Below are 13,781 nucleotides of genomic sequence, written 5' to 3' on the forward strand. Positions count from 1 at the left end.
TTCTGGTATGCCCGACGCTCTGATGCGCAAGAGCAAAGACAAGACAGTCAGGGTTAAGACACAAGTGCCGGAGTATCCAATGACAACCGCTCCCGAGGCCTCACGCACAGCCGCTACCTCTCAGGCTATCGGCTTTCTGTTGCTGGACAATTTCACGCTGATCTCGCTGGCATCCGCCATCGAGCCCTTACGCATGGCTAACCAACTGGCCGGACGTGAGCTTTACAGTTGGTACACCATCAGCCTCGATGGGGAAGCGGTGAAGGCTAGCGACGGCCTATGCGTGACGCCGGATGTGGGCACGCAAACGGCGCTGACCCTGGATACGGTGATCGTATGCGGTGGCGTCGGTCCTCAGCGGGCGGTAAAACGCGAGCACTTGAGCTGGCTGCAAGCCCAGGCGCGGCTTTCGCGGCGCCTGGCGGCGGTCTGCACGGGGAGCTGGGCGCTGGCCAAGGCCGGTCTACTCGATGGCTACGAGACCAGCACCCATTGGGAGTGTCTGGCGGCCATGCAAGAAGCCTTTCCCAAGGTCGCCCTCTCGACGCGCTTGTTCTCTATCGACCGCGACCGTGCCACCTCCTCCGGCGGCACCGCACCCATGGACATGATGCTGACCCTGATCGGTCGCGACCATGGTCGCGAGCTGGCGGCGGGTATTTCCGAGATGTTTATCTACGACCGGGTCCGCAATGAGCAGGATCTGCAGCGGGTGCCGCTCAAACATGTGCTGGGTACCACCCAGCCGAAGCTCTTGGAGATCGTGGCGCTGATGGAGTCCAACCTCGAGGAGCCGATCACGCTTGATGAACTGGCTAATTACGTGGACGTGTCACGCCGTCAGCTCGAGCGTCTTTTCCAGAAGAATCTTCACTGCTCACCGTCCCGCTACTATCTCAAGCTGCGCTTGACGCGAGCCCGTCAGCTGCTCAAGCAGACGCCGATGTCGATCATCGAGGTGGCGTCGGCCTGTGGCTTTGTTTCCACGCCGCACTTCTCCAAATGCTACCGGGAGTACTTCGGTATTCCGCCGCGGGACGAGCGCCTGGATAAGAGTAGCGTTGAGATGTTGCCGGTAACTCTGGGGAAGGAGCCAGCGGCCTTGCTGCAGTCGGCTTCCTACGAGCAACGGCCCTTGGAGCCCTTGTCTGCCGCCATGGGCGCCTTGGCCCAGGCTCAGGGCGAGCCCACCTATGCCAGCGTGCGCCTAAAATCATGAGTGAGGTCTGATGCCTGAGTGGGTGCGTCGCACAGCGCGGGTCCTGGGATTCGCGCTGCTGGGCTGGGTCGGCTTGTCGATCCTGCTGGTGTTGCTGTTCCGGGTGGTGCCGGTGTTCGGTTCCATGGTGATGGTCGAGCGTAAGCTCGAGTCCTGGGTCAGCGGGGAGCCGATCGATATCGAACAGCAGTGGCGTCCTTGGCCAGAGCTCTCTGATAACGCCAAGGTCGCGGTGATAGCCGCCGAGGATCAGCGTTTTCCCGAGCATCACGGCTTCGATTTCCATCAGATCCGTCAGGCCATCGAGTCCAGCCTTAACGGAGGCGGGCTGCGTGGTGCCAGCACCATCAGCCAGCAAACTGCCAAGAACCTCTTCCTGTGGACCGGACGCAACTGGCTTCGCAAGGGGCTGGAGGCCTGGTTCACCCTGCTCATTGAGACGCTGTGGCCCAAGCAGCGCATCCTTGAGGTCTATCTCAATATCGTCGAGTGGGATCGGGGGGTCTTCGGCTTGGAGGCCGCCGCTCAGCACTACTTCGGCGTTAGTGCCGCACGTTTGAACGCCGACCAGGCCAGCCGCCTGGCGGCGATCCTGCCTAACCCCCGCGAGTGGAGCGCATCGCGCCCAGGCCCCCATACCCAGCGCCGCAGCGCCTGGATTCGGGGCCAGATGCGCAATCTTGGCGGCTCTGCTTATCTTGATCGGCTCTGAGTCGACGCCGATTTCCTGCCATGTCGCGATTGCGACGGCCATGACGCTTTTGGAATTTTCCCGGTCGCTTCCAGGCGCCGAACTCGGTGTGCCGAGGGATATGCTGCCGGCAAGTTCACGCATTATTCCGGAGCCTCGTCATGACCCCCCAAGAGCTGCATCAGGACGCCATCGTTATCGATGGTCTCGTTATCGCCAAATGGAACCGTGAGCTGTTCGAGGACATGCGCAAGGGTGGCCTCACCGCGGCCAACTGCACCGTGTCCGTCTGGGAAGGCTTCCAGGCCACCGTCGATAACATCGTCAAGTCCAATGCCCTGATGGCCGAGTGCTCGGACCTGGTGCTGCCGGTGCGCACCACCGCCGACATCGCGCGGGCCAAGGAGGAAGGCAAGACCGGCGTCATCTACGGCTTCCAGAACGCCCATGCCTTCGAGGACCAGCTTGGCTATGTCGAGATCTTCAAGCAGCTCGGCGTTGGCATCGTGCAGATGTGCTACAACACCCAGAACCTGGTGGGCACCGGCTGCTACGAGCGCGACGGTGGCCTTTCTGGCTTTGGCCGTGAGGTGGTCGCCGAGATGAACCGGGTCGGCATCATGTGCGACCTCTCTCACGTCGGCGAGAACACCTCCCGCGAAGTCATCGAGGCTTCAGAAAAACCGGTCTGCTACTCGCACTGCCTGCCGTCCGGGCTCAAGGAGCACCCGCGCAACAAGTCCGACGAAGAGCTGCGCTTCATCGCCGAGCACGGCGGTTTCGTCGGCGTGACCATGTTTACTCCCTTCCTGCGTGCCGGCGTCGACGCCACCGTCGACGACTATGTCGAGGCCATCGAGTACGTGATGAACATCGTCGGCGAAGATGCCATCGGCATCGGCACCGACTTCACCCAGGGCCACGGGCATGACTTCTTCGAGTGGCTGACCCACGACAAGGGCTATGCCCGTCGCCTGACTCGCTTTGGCAAGATCATCAATCCCGAAGGGATCCGCACCATCGGTGAGTTCCCGAATCTCACCGAGGCGCTGTTGAAACGCGGTATGAGCGAGCAACAAGTGCGCAAGATCATGGGCGAGAACTGGGTACGCACCCTCAAGGACGTCTGGGGCGCCTGAACGGCGCCGCCACCCAATCGATGTTAGACCAACAACAACGTAAGTGAGCCCACCGTGACCAAGATGGCCCCCGAACTGCCCATTGAAGTGGATGCCGATACCGGTGTCTGGACCACCGACGCTTTGCCCATGCTGTATGTGCCGCGTCACTTCTTCATCAACAACCACGTCGCCGTGGAAGAGGCGCTGGGCGCGGAGAAGTACGCAGAGATTCTTTACGCCGCCGGCTACAAGAGCGCCTGGCACTGGTGCGAGAAAGAGGCCGAGTGCCACGGTCTCGAGGGGGTGGACGTCTTCGAACATTACATGAAGCGTCTCTCCCAGCGCGGCTGGGGGCTCTTCATCGTTGATGCCATCGATCTCGACGCCGGGACCTGCCGCGTTCGCCTGGAGCACAGCGCCTTCGTCTACCAGATGGGCAAGGTCGGCCGGAAGATCGAATACATGTTCACCGGCTGGTTCGCCGGCGCCATGGATCAGATTCTCGCCGCGCGTGGAAGCGAGCTGCGCACCGTCGCCGAACAAACGCAGAGCGGCGCCGAGGAAGGCTGCGACGTCGGCATCTTCGTGACCCGTCCGCTCGACACTCTCGACGACAACTCACAGGGCTGAGGAGGTTTTCTCATGGCATTCGACGCGATCTTCCAGCCGATCCAGATCGGCAATCTGACCATTCGTAACCGCGTGGTCAGCACCGCCCACGCCGAGGTGCATGCCACCGATGGCGGCATGACCACCGACCGCTACGTCAAGTACTACGAGGAAAAGGCCAAGGGCGGCTGCGGCCTGTGCATCTGCGGCGGCTCCTCGGTGGTTTCCATCGACAGCCCCCAGGGCTGGTGGAGTTCGGTGAACCTGTCCACCGACCGGATCATCCCGCACTTCCAGAATCTCGCCGACGCGGTGCACAAGCACGGCGGCAAGATCATGATCCAGATTACCCACATGGGTCGCCGCTCGCGCTGGGACGGCTTCGACTGGCCGACCCTGGTGTCGCCTTCCGGCATTCGCGAGCCGGTGCACCGCTCGACCTGCAAGACCATCGAGGAAGAGGAAATCTGGCGCATCATCGGCGACTTCGCTCAGGCCGCGCGCCGGGCGAAGGAAGGCGGCCTGGATGGCGTCGAGCTGTCTGCCGTGCACCAGCACCTGGTCGACCAGTTCTGGAGCCCGCGCGTCAACAAGCGGACCGACCAGTGGGGTGGCAGCTTCGAGAACCGCATGCGCTTCGGCATGGAAGTGCTCAAGGCCGTGCGCGCCGAAGTCGGCGACGACTTCGTGGTGGGCATGCGTATCTGCGGCGACGAGTTCCATCCGGACGGCCTGTCCCATGACGACATGAAGCAGATCGCTGCCTACTACGATGCTACCGGCAAGGTGGACTTCTTCGGTGTGGTGGGGTCGGGCTGCGATACCCACGACACCCTGGCCAACGTCATCCCCAACATGGCCTATCCGCCGGAGCCCTTCCTGCACCTGGCAGCGGGCATCAAGGAAGTGGTCAAGGCGCCGGTCATCCACGCCCAGAACATCAAGGACCCCAACCAGGCCGAGCGTATCCTCGAGGGCGGCTATGTCGACCTGGTCGGCATGACCCGGGCGCACATCGCCGATCCGCACCTGATCGCCAAGATCAAGATGGATCAGGTCGACCAGATCAAGCAGTGCGTCGGCGCCAACTACTGCATCGACCGCCAGTATCAGGGCTTGGACGTGCTGTGCATCCAGAATGCCGCGACCTCCCGCGAGTACATGGGCCTGCCGCACATCATCGAGCAGACCGAAGGCAAGAAGCGCAAGGTCGTGGTGGTCGGCGGTGGTCCCGGCGGCATGGAAGCGGCCCGCGTGGCCGCCGAGCGCGGCCACGATGTGACCCTGTTCGAGGCATCGGACCAGCTCGGTGGGCAGATCACCACCGCCGCCAAGGCGCCCCAGCGCGACCAGATTGCCGGCATCACTCGCTGGTTCCAGCTCGAGCTTGATCGCCTCAAGGTCGATCAGCGCCTGGGCAGCCGTGCCGACGAGGCCACTATCCTCGACTTGCGTCCGGATATCGTGGTGCTGGCCACTGGCGGTCGGCCCTACCTCGAGCAGCACGAGGAGTGGGGCTATTCTGACAACGCCGAGGAGAGCCTGGTGGTCAGCACCTGGGACATCCTCAACGGCAAGGTCGAGCCGGGCAAGAACGTGCTGATCTATGACGCTCTATGCGAGTTTTCGGGCATGTCGGCGGCGGACTACCTGGCCGATAAAGGGGCCAAGGTCGAGATCGTCACCGATGACATCAAGCCCGGTGCAGCGGTGGGCGGTACGACCTTCCCGACCTATTACCGCAGCCTCTATCAGAAGGAGGTGATCATGACCTCCGACATGATGCTCCACAAGGTCTACCGGGAGGGCGACTCTCTGGTCGCGGTGCTCGAGAACGAGTACACCGGCACCCAGGAGGAGCGCGTGGTCGACCAGGTCGTGGTCGAGAACGGCGTACGCCCCGACGAGGCGCTCTACTACGCGCTCAAGGATCGGTCCCGCAACAAGGGGCAGGTGGACCTCGAGGCCCTTTACGCCATCAAGCCGCAGCCTTGCTTGAGCGAGGAGGGTGATGAGCCGCTGCTGTTCCGCCTCGGTGACTGCACCGCACCGCGTAACACCCATGCGGCGATCTACGACGCGCTGCGTCTCTGCAAGGACTTTTAAGCCCGCGCCGAGCAGCATTTGACGCCCTCAGCGGCCTGGTCAGCGATGACCGGGCCGCCCAACAATTCCAAGATTGCGAGGTGAGCCGAGATGCTCGATACCCTCCTGCCGATCCTGATCGCCGCCTCCCTGGCGCTGGCGGTGATTGGCGCCTGGCGGCGTGTCCGCCTGTGGCGCCAGGGACGCTCCGCCCCGGTCGACCTGCTCAAGGGACTCGCCGCGATGCCGCGGCGCTATCTGGTGGATCTTCACCACGTGGTCGCTCGCGACAAGGTGATGTCCAACACTCACGTGGCCACTGCCGGCGGCTTCGTTGCCGCGGCCGTGCTGATGGTGCTGGTACACGGGCTAGGCCTGGCCCAAGGCGTGCTCGGCTGGGCGCTGCTGGCCGCCAGTGCCACCATGTTCGCTGGCAGCTGCTTCGTGGCTCGCCGTCGTCGCAATCCGCCGGCCCGGCTCTCCAAGGGCCCGTGGATGCGTCTGCCCAAGAGCCTGATGGCCTTCTCGCTGAGCATCTTCGCCATTACCCTGCCCGCCGTGGGTCTGCTGCCCGAGGATTTTGGTAGCTGGATCCTGGCGCTGGCGCTCTGCACCGTGCTGGTCTGGGGCCTGGGTGAGATGGTGTTCGGCATGACCTGGGGCGGGCCGATGAAGCATGCCTTCGCCGGGGCCCTGCATCTGGCCTTCCACCGCCGCGCCGAGCGCTTTTCCACGAAAGGGGGCGAGGGCAATCGGTCCACCGGCCTCAAGGCGCTGAACCTCGATGATCGCGACGCCCCGCTCGGTGTGGAGACGCCCAGCGATTTCACCTGGAATCAGCTGCTGGGCTTCGATGCCTGCGTGCAGTGCGGCCGCTGCGAGGCGGTGTGTCCGGCCTTCGCCGCCGGCCAGCCGCTCAACCCCAAGAAGCTGATTCAGGACATGGTCGTCGGCATGGCCGGCGGCAGCGACGCCCACTATGCCGGCAGCCCCTATCCGGGCAAGCCGGTGGGCGAGCATGAAGGCAGTGCCGACGGGCCCATCGTGGCGCGTGAGGGCAAGGCCCTGGTGGATGCCGACACCCTGTGGTCATGCACCACCTGTCGCGCCTGCGTCGAGGAGTGTCCGATGATGATCGAGCATGTCGATGCCATCGTCGACATGCGCCGCTTCCTGACGCTGGAGCACGGCAATACCCCCAACAAGGGCGCCGAGGTGCTCGATAACCTGATCGCCACCGACAATCCCGGTGGTTTCGATCCCGGCGCGCGGATGCACTGGGCCGCCGACCTTGAGCTGCCGCTGATGCGGGATCTCCAGCAGGCCGAGGTGCTGCTGTGGCTGGGTGACGGCGCCTACGACATGCGCAACCAGCGCACCCTGCGTTCCCTGGTCAAGGTGCTGCGTGCCGCCGACGTCGACTTCGCGGTACTCGGCGACGAGGAGCGCGACAGCGGTGACGTGGCCCGTCGTCTGGGCGACGAAGCGACCTTCCAGAGCCTGGCCAAGCGCAACATCGCCACCCTGTCGAAGTACCGCTTCAAGCGCATCGTCACCTGCGACCCCCACAGCTTCCATGTGCTCGGCAACGAGTACGGCGAGCTGGGCGGTGACTATGAAGTACGTCACCACAGCACCTTTATCGCCGAGCTATACGATGCCGGTCGTCTGCACTTCAAGCCCTGGAAGGGCGGTAGCGTGACCTATCACGATCCCTGCTATCTCGGCCGCTATAACGGCGAGTTCGAAGCGCCGCGCAACGTGCTGCGCGCGCTGGGCATCGAGGTCGCCGAGATGGAGCGCTCCGGGTTCCGCTCGCGCTGCTGCGGCGGCGGTGGTGGGGCGCCGATCACCGACATTCCCGGCAAGCAGCGTATTCCCGACATGCGCATGGGCGACGTCCGCGAGACCGGCGCCGAGCTGGTGGCGGTGGGCTGCCCGCAGTGTACCGCCATGCTCGAGGGTGTGGTCGATGCCAGCGCCGAGGTGCGCGATATCGCCGAGCTGGTGGCCGATGCGCTGATCGCGGCACCGGCGAGCACCGGCGAGCGCTCCCAGACACAAGAGGCTCAGGCCGCGGAGGTGTTGTGATGAGCGAGATCTTACGTCGAGACCCCCGCAAGGAATGGATTGCCCGCAACCGGCTGCATCCGCAGCACCTGGAGGTGCTGGCGGAACTGGGTGGGGGAGCGGCCAGCGAGTGGGTCGGGCCTAACGGCCTAGTCCGCAGGAACCCTCATGTCGTGGGTTTCATGGGCCCCAATGGCCTCAAGCGCATCGATCGCAGCGGCGTCCAGCAAGGCGCCGGTGGCGGAGGAGCCGCCAAGGCGGCCACCCAGAGCAAGCCGCTGGTCGAGATCGAGTCACCGGCCTTCCTGGTGGCGGTGGTGCCGGATATGGCCGGCGGACGCCTGACCGGGCATGACCGAGACCTGTTGGGTCTGGCCCGTCAGTTGGCCGATGCCGATCCGGCCGCCCCCGGCGCCGTGCTGGCGGTGATCTTCGGTGAGCATAAGGAAGACGGCTTCGCCGAGGCGGGCATCGACCGCCTGCTGCACCTGGACGGTCCCGATGTCGAAGGCTTCGCCCCCGAGGCCCGGCTCGGCGCCTTGGTTGCCGCAGAGGAAGCCTGGACCCCGCGCCATTGGCTGATACCGGATTCCAAGCTCGGCGGCGCCGACCTGGGACGCCGCCTGGCGGCACGCCTTGGCGAGCGTCCGGCCACAGGCGTGTGGCAGATAGAGGCCAGCGCCGAGGCCGATCTGGGCTGGAGCTGTACCGCTCGTGGGGCGGCGGGCACCCTGGACATTCAGCGATCGCTACCGCGCTTCGCGCTGGCGCTGGCCGAGTGTGCCGAGCCGGTCAGCGATACGCGCCATGCGGCCAGCGAGCTGACGCTGCCCCAGGCGCTGCCCGCCCAGCTGTCGCGCATCGAGGATCTGGGCCAGGTGGCGGTGGATCCGGCGGGTGTGGCGCTGTCCGAGGCCGAGTTTATTCTCTCTGCCGGTAACGGCGTGCGTGACTGGGACGGTTTCCATCATGCCGCCGAGGTGCTAGGCGCCACCGAAGGGGCTTCCCGCGTGGCGGTGGACGACGGCTTCATGGCTCGCAACCGCCAGGTTGGCGCCACCGGCACCTGGGTCACCGCACGCGTCTACGTGGCGGTGGGCATCAGCGGGGCTATCCAGCATCTCCAGGGCATTCAGAGCTGCGACAAGGTGGTGGCCATCAACATGGATCCCGGCTGCGATATGATCAAGCGGGCCGATCTGGCGGTCATCGGCGACTCGGCGAAGGTGCTCGAGGCCCTGGTGGCTCTGGTGGAGCAGGCAAGGGAGGAGAAGCGCAATGCGGCCTGATACTCATGCAAAGGAGGGGCTCGCGGTGACCGTGCTGGTCTCCGTGGGTCGCCATCCGGTGACCGGCCGTAGCCGGCGCGCCGACCAGGATGCTCGAGGGGTGGAATTGGCGCGTACCTTGCCCGGTGCCGAGATCGGATTGCTCCACGCCGGCAGGCTGGATGAAGGCAACGAGGCAGCGCTGCGTGGCTACCTGGGCATGGGCTTCGATGCCTTGACCCTGATCGAGCAGCCCGAGAGCAGCGACGCGCTGCCTGCCTTGGCCGAGGCCCTGAAGGCGGCACCGCCGCAGTTGGTGATCGCCGGTGAGCGCGCCGAGCAGGGCGAGGGCTCGGGTCTTTTGCCCTACTTGCTGGCCGAGCGCCTGGGCTGGCCGTTGGTCAGTGGTCTGGCGGCCGTGGAAGAGGTCTCCGGTGGCGTCGCCACGGTGCTGCAGGCGCTGCCGAGAGGCCAGCGCCGGCGGCTCAAGGTACGCCTGCCGGCTATCGTGACCGTCGATGCCGCCGCACCGGCACCGCGCCAGAGCGCCTTCGGTCCCGCGCAGCGGGGGCGACTGGAGGTGAGCGAGGCACCGGTGGCGGCCGACGTCGAGATGGCCGAATGGCAGTTCAAGCCAGCGCGCAAGCGGCCCAAGCGCTTGAAGATCGTCAAGGCCGCCTCTGCCCGCGACCGCTTCAAGGCCGCCGCTGCCAAGGCTGAAGGAGGTGGGGGCCAGGTACTCACCGACGTCACCGCCGAGCAGGGCGCCGCGGCGGTCTACAAGCTGCTGAAGGAAGAAGGCGTGCTGCGCTAGGGAAGGCGTCACTTCCCAACGGCATCTTATGTCAAAGCCCCGGCCTTGCGTGCCGGGGTTTTTGCATGTCGCTGCCAGGCGACTGGCCATCAGGGGGCGATGCGTTGGCTGGCATCGGTGAAGCCCATCAGGGAAATATCCAGGTCCATGCGGTTACCCCGGGGGCCGACCAGACTCAGGGTCGCGCTGCTGCCGGAGCGCAGCGCCTGGAACATCGCCGGTTCCAGCGGCAGGTCGGCGCGGCAGCCCTGTTCCAGGCACACCTGGTAGGGGAACTTGGCAGGTTGGGCGCTTCCCGCACTCAACTGCAGGCCAGGGGCGAGGCGCACGCCCAGCGGTGTCAGAAAGGTCATTGCCGGGCTGCCTTCGAGCTGCGGCGGGTACGCGACCACGACCCGCATCAAGGGCTGGCTGCTATCGGCATTCATGATCACCTGGTTCATGGTGCAGTTGCCCTGGCTGCTGTCGCTTGGACAGACCACTTCCCAGTCATTGAATTGCTCGGTGGTGATATCGGCGCTGGCTTGGCCGGATGACGTTTGCTGGGCGAAGGCGTTGGGAGCCAGGGCCAGAAGCGACAGCAGGCCTGTCATGCACAGGCGGCGGGTGAAAAATGACGGCATGGGTAGGGTACCTCCTCGGTGTCGGTGATCATGAAGGTGAGTCATCAGCAGTTCGCTGCGTCCGACGTATATGGCGGCTAACCGAGTCTGCGCTCGGCCTACTACCATGCCCAGTCGCGCCTTTGAGGTCGAGTCCCTGATGAATTTTCCCTGACATATAAAGTGCGCACGACGGGACAGTGGTGAAAACGACGCAGCCCCCGGTATCGGCCGGGGGCTGCGTGTCAATGAGCGCGGCGGGGGTCAGGCAGGGGCAAGGCGCGACAAGCTGCGATGCTCCTCTCTCAGGCTCTTGACCAAGCCCACGCACATCACCAGCAAGATGAAGGTGAAAGGAAGGCCGGTGGTCACGGCGCCTGCCTGAAGGGCGCCCAGGGCCTTGTCACCACCGCCGTAGAGCAGGATGCCGGCGATGACCCCTTCCAGAGTGGCCCAGAAGACTCGCTGGCTGCGCGGCGCGTCGATCTTGCCCCCGGCGGTGATGCTGTCGATCACCAGCGATCCGGAGTCGGACGAGGTGATGAAGAACACCAGTACCAGAATGATGGCCATGGTCGAGGTGAGGGTGGTCAGCGGCAGTTGCTCGAGCATCTGGAACATCGCCAGCGAGACCTCGCCGATGCCGTTGGCCAAAGCGCCGACGCCATCCGCGGACTGGGCGAGGGCGTTGCCGCCGAAGGCGGTCATCCAGACGACGGTGACCAGTGTCGGCACCAGCAGCACCGCCATCAGGAACTCGCGCACGGTGCGTCCACGAGAGACCCTAGCAATGAACATGCCGACGAAGGGTGACCAGGAGATCCACCACGCCCAGTAGAACACCGTCCAGCCGTGGTACCAGGTCTGGTCGTCGCGGCCGACCCAGTTGGACAGCGGCAGGATATGCGTCAGGTAGGCCACGCTGGTGTCCCACAGGCCGTTGACGAACAGCAGCGTGGAACCGGTGAAGATCACGAAGAGCAGCAGCACCAGCGCGATCACCATGTTGATGTTGGAGAACAGCTTCACCCCGCCGTCGATCCCGCGCCATACCGAGTAGAGCGCCACGGCGGTGACACCGACGATGATGGCGAGCTGCGTGCCTAGCGTGTTGGGTATGTCGAACAGGTAGTTGAGGCCGCCGGCGGCTTGGGTCGCGCCGAAGCCCAGCGACGTGGCCAAGCCGAAGATGGTCGATAGCACGGCGACAATGTCGATCACATGGCCGACCCATCCACGCACATGCTGTCCCAACAAGGGGGTGAAAGCCGAGCGCAGGGTCAGCGGCAGCCCCCGGTTGTAGGCGAAGAAAGCCAGCGACAGGCCGACCACCGCATAGATCGCCCAGGGGTGCAGGCCCCAGTGGAACATGGTGGCGCCCATGGCGGCGCTGGCGCCTTCCGGGGTGCCCGGGGCGGCATTCAGCGGTGTGCCGTACCAGTCGGTGTAGTAGGCCACCGGCTCGGCAACGCTCCAGAACATCAGGCCGATGCCCATGCCCGCGGCGAACAGCATGCTGAACCAGGAGATCGTGGAATGCTCGGGACGCGCGGAGGGGCCGCCCAAGCGGATACGCCCTAAGGGCAAGACGATCAGCGCCAGGCACAGGATCACGAAGACATTGCCGGCGATCATGAATAGCCAGTCGAAGTGCTCGATGGCAAAGCCACGGGCCGCTGTCATTTGGCTATTGGACTGATCGGGATAGATCAAGGCATAGAGAATGAAGGCCAGGATGGCCAGAGCAGAAACCGGAAAGACGGGGTTGTGGAAATCCAGCCCGAGTATCTGCTTGTTGTCCTGCCCGGGGGTCAGGATGGGGTCGTCGTCATGCGTCATGCGAGGTCCTCTATTGTTGTTGTCACATCGCCTAGCGGCGACGGCGATCATTCTTGGCAGGACCCGCAGCGAGGGCTGTCGCGAAAACGACCTCGAGATATGGCATTGCCACTTCGGCGGCGAAGATGTCTTGAATAGGCATGGCGGTGACTCGCTGGGAACATTCCAGCCGAGTGAAGGGGCTATCGTCGAGGAGCGGCGGTATCGCCGCCTTAATTAAAAATAACGTTGAAGGAAGCCAGCCATGAGTTCAGCCAACCGCGGAGTCGTCTATAAAGGCCCGGGTGAAGTCGCCGTCGAATCCATCGCCTACCCGGAGCTTGCTCTTGGCAATCGCAAGTGCGAGCACGGCGTTATCCTCAAGGTCGTCACTACCAATATCTGCGGCAGTGACCAGCATATGGTGCGGGGCCGCACCACCGCCGAGCCGGGCCTGGTGCTGGGTCACGAGATCACCGGTATCGTGGTCGAGTGCGGACGGGACGTTGAATTCATCAATCAGGGCGACCTGGTCTCGGTACCTTTCAACATCGCCTGTGGCCGCTGCCGTAACTGCAAGTCCGGCAAGACCGGCATCTGCCTGAACGTCAATCCGGCACGTCCGGGCGCGGCCTATGGCTACGTTGACATGGGCGGTTGGGTCGGTGGCCAGACGGAATACGTCATGGTCCCCTATGCCGACTTCAACCTGCTGAAGTTCCCGGACGCCGACCAGGCGATGGATAAGATCAAGGACCTGACCCTGCTGTCCGACATCTTCCCAACGGGCTTCCACGGCTGTGTGACCGCGGGGGTTGGGCCTGGCTCTACCGTCTATATCGCCGGTGCCGGTCCGGTAGGTCTGGCGGCGGCCGTGTCTGCCCAGCTGCTGGGTGCGGCATGCGTCATCGTCGGCGACATGATCGAGGATCGCCTGGCCCAGGCACGCAGCTTCGGCTGCGAGACCATTGACCTGACCCAAGACGGCGACATGGCCGACAAGGTCGAAGCCATTCTGGGTGAGCGAGAAGTCGATGCCTTCGTCGACTGTGTCGGCTTCGAGGCCCATGCCTGTGGCTGCAACCACGGCAAGGAAGCCCCGGCGACCGTGCTTAACTCCGCCATGTCACTGACCCGTGCCGGTGGTGAAATCGGTATTCCGGGCCTGTACGTCACCGAGGATCCGGGTGCCGAAGACGAGGCGGCCAAGCAGGGCTCCTTGAGCATGCGTTTCGGCCTCGGTTGGGCCAAGTCGCACAGCTTCCACACCGGCCAGTGTCCGGTAATGAAGTATCACCGTCCGCTGATGCAGGCGATCCTGTTCGGCAAGGTCAACATCGCCGATGCGATCAATGTCCAGATGATCACGCTGGACGAGGCGCCCAAGGGTTACGCTGACTTCGATGGCGGCGCGGCGAAGAAATTCGTCATCGACCCCCATGGCAGCGTTCCTGCCTGAGCACGCTAGCCGGTTAGCCAGCTAG

At 64.4% G+C, this 13,781-nt stretch carries 11 protein-coding genes; 9 read left to right on the plus strand and 2 right to left on the minus strand.

All coding sequences use genetic code 11. The features are described 5' to 3' along the window. The first annotated feature begins 79 nt into the window (after positions 1-79). The 8 genes from gbdR to etfB all read left to right on the plus strand — a co-directional run bounded on the left by gbdR (position 80) and on the right by etfB (position 9,877). The gene (gene gbdR / locus BLR71_RS04250; RefSeq protein ID WP_092523431.1) at positions 80-1,219 is read left to right on the plus strand and encodes a choline metabolism transcriptional regulator GbdR; all 1,140 of its coding nucleotides are present in this window, start codon (positions 80-82) and stop codon (positions 1,217-1,219) included. A gap of 10 nt (positions 1,220-1,229) precedes the next feature. Then, positions 1,230-1,931: a monofunctional biosynthetic peptidoglycan transglycosylase gene (mtgA, locus tag BLR71_RS04255; protein WP_092523433.1), complete on the plus strand. Its 702-nt coding sequence runs from the start codon at positions 1,230-1,232 to the stop codon at positions 1,929-1,931. A gap of 140 nt (positions 1,932-2,071) precedes the next feature. Then, positions 2,072-3,049 (plus strand): dipeptidase, encoded by a 978-nt coding sequence (locus tag BLR71_RS04260; protein WP_092523435.1) that lies wholly within the window; start codon positions 2,072-2,074, stop codon positions 3,047-3,049. 54 nt (positions 3,050-3,103) lie between these two features. Next, a complete protein-coding gene (locus BLR71_RS04265) occupies positions 3,104-3,661 on the plus strand; it encodes a DUF5943 domain-containing protein (RefSeq protein WP_092523437.1) in 558 nt (185 codons plus the stop codon). 12 nt (positions 3,662-3,673) lie between these two features. After that, on the plus strand, positions 3,674-5,746 hold the full coding sequence (dgcA, locus tag BLR71_RS04270; RefSeq protein WP_092523439.1) for a dimethylglycine demethylation protein DgcA: 2,073 nt from the start codon (positions 3,674-3,676) through the stop codon (positions 5,744-5,746). A gap of 90 nt (positions 5,747-5,836) precedes the next feature. Beyond that, positions 5,837-7,816, plus strand: coding sequence for a (Fe-S)-binding protein (locus tag BLR71_RS04275; protein ID WP_092523441.1), 1,980 nt, complete (start codon positions 5,837-5,839; stop codon positions 7,814-7,816). After that, positions 7,816-9,084 carry an electron transfer flavoprotein subunit alpha gene (etfA, locus tag BLR71_RS04280; RefSeq protein ID WP_092523443.1) on the plus strand — a complete coding sequence of 423 codons (1,269 nt, stop codon included), beginning with the start codon at positions 7,816-7,818 and terminating at the stop codon, positions 9,082-9,084. The genes BLR71_RS04275 and etfA overlap by 1 nt, the downstream gene beginning before the upstream one ends. Then, a complete protein-coding gene (gene etfB / locus BLR71_RS04285; protein ID WP_092523445.1) occupies positions 9,074-9,877 on the plus strand; it encodes an electron transfer flavoprotein subunit beta in 804 nt (267 codons plus the stop codon). Before etfA ends, etfB begins: the two co-directional genes overlap by 11 nt. Before the next feature lie 89 nt (positions 9,878-9,966). Here the strand turns inward: etfB and BLR71_RS04290 are convergent, their stop codons facing one another. Together BLR71_RS04290 and BLR71_RS04295 are read right to left on the minus strand one after the other, a co-directional pair. After that, a complete protein-coding gene (locus BLR71_RS04290; RefSeq protein WP_092523447.1) occupies positions 9,967-10,500 on the minus strand; it encodes an invasion associated locus B family protein in 534 nt (177 codons plus the stop codon). Between the two features lie 243 nt (positions 10,501-10,743). Next, positions 10,744-12,318 (minus strand): BCCT family transporter, encoded by a 1,575-nt coding sequence (locus BLR71_RS04295; protein WP_092523449.1) that lies wholly within the window; start codon positions 12,316-12,318, stop codon positions 10,744-10,746. A 244-nt stretch (positions 12,319-12,562) separates the two neighbouring features. Here BLR71_RS04295 and fdhA point away from each other — a divergent pair, with 244 nt between their 5' ends. Further along, positions 12,563-13,756 carry a formaldehyde dehydrogenase, glutathione-independent gene (gene fdhA, locus BLR71_RS04305; protein WP_092523453.1) on the plus strand — a complete coding sequence of 398 codons (1,194 nt, stop codon included), beginning with the start codon at positions 12,563-12,565 and terminating at the stop codon, positions 13,754-13,756. The last annotated feature ends 25 nt before the right edge of the window (positions 13,757-13,781 follow it).

This window comes from Onishia taeanensis (assembly GCF_900100755.1).
Lineage (GTDB): Bacteria > Pseudomonadota > Gammaproteobacteria > Pseudomonadales > Halomonadaceae > Onishia > Onishia taeanensis.